A 4,112-nucleotide genomic window follows, 5' to 3' on the forward strand; every position below is an offset into this window, starting at 1 on the left:
ACGCAGTTCTGCAATGGAAAAATCATGTTTTACATGCGAAAGCTCAACAAGAAGGGCGAGAGTCAATATTTGATTTTTACAAAATTAGTATTGCTCATATTACTCGCGAATATTCATTTAAAAAGGACAAGGATAATGTTTGATGTTCACGTTGTTTTAGATAATCAAATAGGACAATTAGCATTACTAGGAAAAACATTAGGTAATAAAGGTATTGGATTGGAAGGGGGAGGGATATTTACGGTTGGTGATGAATGCCATGCTCATTTTCTTGTTGAACAAGGAAAGGAAGCTAAAATAGCGCTAGAGCAAGCTGGACTGTTAGTACTTGCGATCCGGACACCATTAATTCGTAAGTTAAAACAGGAAAAACCGGGGGAACTTGGCGAAATAGCACGAGTATTGGCGGAGAATAACATTAATATTTTAGTGCAATACAGTGACCATGCTAACCAACTGATATTAATAACGGACAATGATAGTATGGCTGCATCTGTTACGCTCCCTTGGGCAATAAAGTGAACTTGCGATGGCTAATTTAATACGAAAAGAGGTTACCTTTGAGTCCTCAATAGCCGCGATAGGGGCGGCTATGTCTGACATTTCACGAGTTAAAATACTCAGTGCTTTGATGGATGGGCGAGCTTGGACGGCCACTGAGCTAAGTTCTGTGGCGAATATATCAGCTTCAACGGCGAGCAGTCATTTATCTAAATTATTAGATTGCCAGCTAATCACAGTAGTAGCTCAAGGCAAGCATCGTTATTTTCGGCTAGCAGGAAAAGATATTGCTGAATTGATGGAAAGTATGATGGGGATCTCCTTAAACCATGGCGTACATGCCAAAGTTTCCACGCCAGTGCATTTACGAAAAGCACGTACTTGCTATGATCATTTAGCTGGCGAAGTTGCCGTTAAGATCTATGATTCCCTTTGTCAACAGCAATGGATCACTGAAAATGGTTCAATGATCACATTAAGTGGTATTCAATATTTTCATGAAATGGGAATTGACGTTCCTTCCAAACATTCACGTAAAATCTGTTGTGCGTGTTTAGATTGGAGTGAACGCCGTTTCCATTTAGGTGGGTACGTTGGAGCCGCATTATTTTCGCTTTATGAATCTAAAGGGTGGTTAACTCGACATCTTGGTTACCGTGAAGTTACCATCACGGAAAAAGGTTATGCTGCTTTTAAGACCCACTTTCACATTTAAGTTGTTTTTCTAATCCGCATATGATCAATTCAAGGCCGAATAAGAAGGCTGGCTCTGCACCTTGGTGATCAAATAATTCGATAGCTTGTCGTAATAATGGCGGCATACTATCAGTAGTAGGTGTTTCCCTTTCTTCTTTAGCGACTTGATGCTCTTGATCTTCCAATACGCAACCTAAAGTAAAATGCCCCACAGCGCTGAGTGCATATAATGCATTCTCTAGTGAAAAACCTTGTTGGCATAAAAAGGCTAATTGATTTTCGAGAGTTTCATACTGTTTTTCTGTAGGCCGTGTACCTAAATGTACTTTTGCTCCATCGCGATGACTTAGTAAAGCACATCTAAAACTTTTAGCGTTATTACGTAAAAAATCTTGCCAGCTTTCCCCTTCTAAAGGGCAAAAGTGAGTATGGTGCCTATCTAACATCTCAATGGCTAAGGCGTCGAGCAAAGCCCGCTTATTTTTTACATGCCAATACAATGTAGGCTGCTCTACACCTAGCTTCTGGGCGAGTTTACGGGTTGTTAAACCTTCGATTCCGACCTCATTAAGCAGCTCTAATGCGCTGTTAATCACTTTACTTTTATCTAATCTAGACATCATTAATTCCTAATTTTTGTTGACACTCTATCATTGATAGAGTTATTTTACCACTCCCTATCAGTGATAGAGAAAAGTGAAATGAATAGTTCGACAAAGATCGCATTGGTAATTACGTTACTCGATGCCATGGGGATTGGCCTTATCATGCCAGTCTTGCCAACGTTATTACGTGAATTTATTGCTTCGGAAGATATCGCTAACCACTTTGGCGTATTGCTTGCACTTTATGCGTTAATGCAGGTTATCTTTGCTCCTTGGCTTGGAAAAATGTCTGACCGATTTGGTCGGCGCCCAGTGCTGTTGTTGTCATTAATAGGCGCATCGCTGGATTACTTATTGCTGGCTTTTTCAAGTGCGCTTTGGATGCTGTATTTAGGCCGTTTGCTTTCAGGGATCACAGGAGCTACTGGGGCTGTCGCGGCATCGGTCATTGCCGATACCACCTCAGCTTCTCAACGCGTGAAGTGGTTCGGTTGGTTAGGGGCAAGTTTTGGGCTTGGTTTAATAGCGGGGCCTATTATTGGTGGTTTTGCAGGAGAGATTTCACCGCATAGTCCCTTTTTTATCGCTGCGTTGCTAAATATTGTCACTTTCCTTGTGGTTATGTTTTGGTTCCGTGAAACCAAAAATACACGTGATAATACAGATACCGAAGTAGGGGTTGAGACGCAATCGAATTCGGTATACATCACTTTATTTAAAACGATGCCCATTTTGTTGATTATTTATTTTTCAGCGCAATTGATAGGCCAAATTCCCGCAACGGTGTGGGTGCTATTTACCGAAAATCGTTTTGGATGGAATAGCATGATGGTTGGCTTTTCATTAGCGGGTCTTGGTCTTTTACACTCAGTATTCCAAGCCTTTGTGGCAGGAAGAATAGCCACTAAATGGGGCGAAAAAACGGCAGTACTGCTCGGATTTATTGCAGATAGTAGTGCATTTGCCTTTTTAGCGTTTATATCTGAAGGTTGGTTAGTTTTCCCTGTTTTAATTTTATTGGCTGGTGGTGGGATCGCTTTACCTGCATTACAGGGAGTGATGTCTATCCAAACAAAGAGTCATCAGCAAGGTGCTTTACAGGGATTATTGGTGAGCCTTAACAATGCAACCGGTGTTATTGGCCCATTACTGTTTGCTGTTATTTATAATCATTCACTACCAATTTGGGATGGCTGGATTTGGATTATTGGTTTAGCGTTTTACTGTATTATTATCCTGCTATCGATGACCTTCATGTTAACCCCTCAAGCTCAGGGGAGTAAACAGGAGACAAGTGCTTAGTTATTTCGTCACCAAATGATGTTATTCCGCGAAATATAATGACCCTCTTGATAACCCAAGAGGGCATTTTTTACGATAAAGAAGATTTAGCTTCAAATAAAACCTATCTATTTTATTTATCTTTCAAGCTCAATAAAAAGCCGCGGTAAATAGCAATAAATTGGCCTTTTTTATCGGCAAGCTCTTTTAGGTTTTTCGCATGTATTGCGATATGCATAAACCAGCCATTGAGTAAGTTTTTAAGCACATCATCATCATAAGCTTTAAGTTGGTTCTCTTGGATCAATTTGCTGACAATGGCGTTTACCTTACCAGTAATGTATTCAAGGCTAATTTTTTCAAGTTCATTCCAACCAATGATAGGCATCACTTCTTGGATAGGGATAAGGTTTTTATTATTATCAATAATATAATCAAGATAATGTTCAAATATACTTTCTAAGGCAGACCAACCATTTGTTAAATCAGTTTTTGTTGTGATGTAGGCATCAATCATAATTAATTGCTGCTTATAACAGGCACTGAGTAATTGTTTTTTATTTTTAAAGTGATGATAAAAGGCACCTTTGGTCACCAACGCTTTTCCCGAGATCTCATCTATTGAAACAGCTTGATAGCCTTTTTCAACAAACAATATTCGTGCTGAGTTAACCAGTGATTGATAGGTACTCTTAAAATTTTCTTGTTGATGATTTTTATTTTCCATGATAGATTTAAAATAACATACCGTCAGTATGTTTATGGTATCATGATGATGTGGTCGTGACAATCTTAAGAACATTTAGGTTATTTTATGTATATTGAACAGCATTCTCGCTATCAAAATAAAGCTAATAACATCCAATTAAGATATGATGATAAGCAGTTTCATACAACGGTTATCAAAGATGTTCTATTATGGATTGAACATAATTTAGATCAGTCTTTACTGCTTGATGATGTGGCGAATAAAGCGGGTTACACCAAGTTATTATCGGCGTAATAAATTATGGGAATTGGAGGCAATGC

6 protein-coding genes and 1 pseudogene are annotated in these 4,112 nt (G+C 39.0%); 5 read left to right on the forward strand and 2 right to left on the reverse strand.

What is annotated here, in order from left to right:
* From R7070_RS24400 to R7070_RS24410, 3 genes and pseudogenes are all read left to right on the forward strand, one after another.
* Positions 1-143: pseudogene (locus R7070_RS24400) on the forward strand (antibiotic biosynthesis monooxygenase); the annotation flags it as partial.
* Entirely contained in the window at positions 136-522 is a 387-nt protein-coding gene (locus R7070_RS24405) for a hypothetical protein (protein ID WP_000460651.1), read from the forward strand. The pseudogene R7070_RS24400 and the gene R7070_RS24405, both read left to right, overlap by 8 nt.
* A gap of 7 nt (positions 523-529) precedes the next feature.
* Complete coding sequence (locus R7070_RS24410; RefSeq protein ID WP_001284954.1) at positions 530-1,216, forward strand: ArsR/SmtB family transcription factor; 687 nt, start codon at positions 530-532, stop codon at positions 1,214-1,216.
* Here the strand turns inward: R7070_RS24410 and tetR(B) are convergent.
* Positions 1,194-1,817 (reverse strand): tetracycline resistance transcriptional repressor TetR(B), encoded by a 624-nt coding sequence (gene tetR(B) / locus R7070_RS24415; protein ID WP_000088605.1) that lies wholly within the window; start codon positions 1,815-1,817, stop codon positions 1,194-1,196. The genes R7070_RS24410 and tetR(B) overlap by 23 nt on opposite strands.
* 81 nt (positions 1,818-1,898) lie before the next feature.
* Between tetR(B) and tet(B) the strand changes: the two genes are divergently transcribed.
* Positions 1,899-3,104 carry a tetracycline efflux MFS transporter Tet(B) gene (gene tet(B) / locus R7070_RS24420; protein ID WP_010446567.1) on the forward strand — a complete coding sequence of 402 codons (1,206 nt, stop codon included), beginning with the start codon at positions 1,899-1,901 and terminating at the stop codon, positions 3,102-3,104.
* Between the two features lie 112 nt (positions 3,105-3,216).
* Here the strand turns inward: tet(B) and tetC are convergent, their stop codons facing one another.
* Complete coding sequence (tetC, locus tag R7070_RS24425) at positions 3,217-3,810, reverse strand: tetracyline resistance-associated transcriptional repressor TetC (RefSeq protein WP_000428546.1); 594 nt, start codon at positions 3,808-3,810, stop codon at positions 3,217-3,219.
* 87 nt (positions 3,811-3,897) lie between these two features.
* On the opposite strand from tetC, the gene R7070_RS24430 reads away from it, so the two are divergent.
* The gene (locus tag R7070_RS24430; protein WP_199828333.1) at positions 3,898-4,086 is read left to right on the forward strand and encodes a hypothetical protein; all 189 of its coding nucleotides are present in this window, start codon (positions 3,898-3,900) and stop codon (positions 4,084-4,086) included.
* The last annotated feature ends 26 nt before the right edge of the window (positions 4,087-4,112 follow it).

This window comes from Vibrio sp. 1557 (assembly GCF_033340175.1).
In the GTDB taxonomy this organism is placed as follows: domain Bacteria; phylum Pseudomonadota; class Gammaproteobacteria; order Enterobacterales; family Vibrionaceae; genus Vibrio; species Vibrio alginolyticus.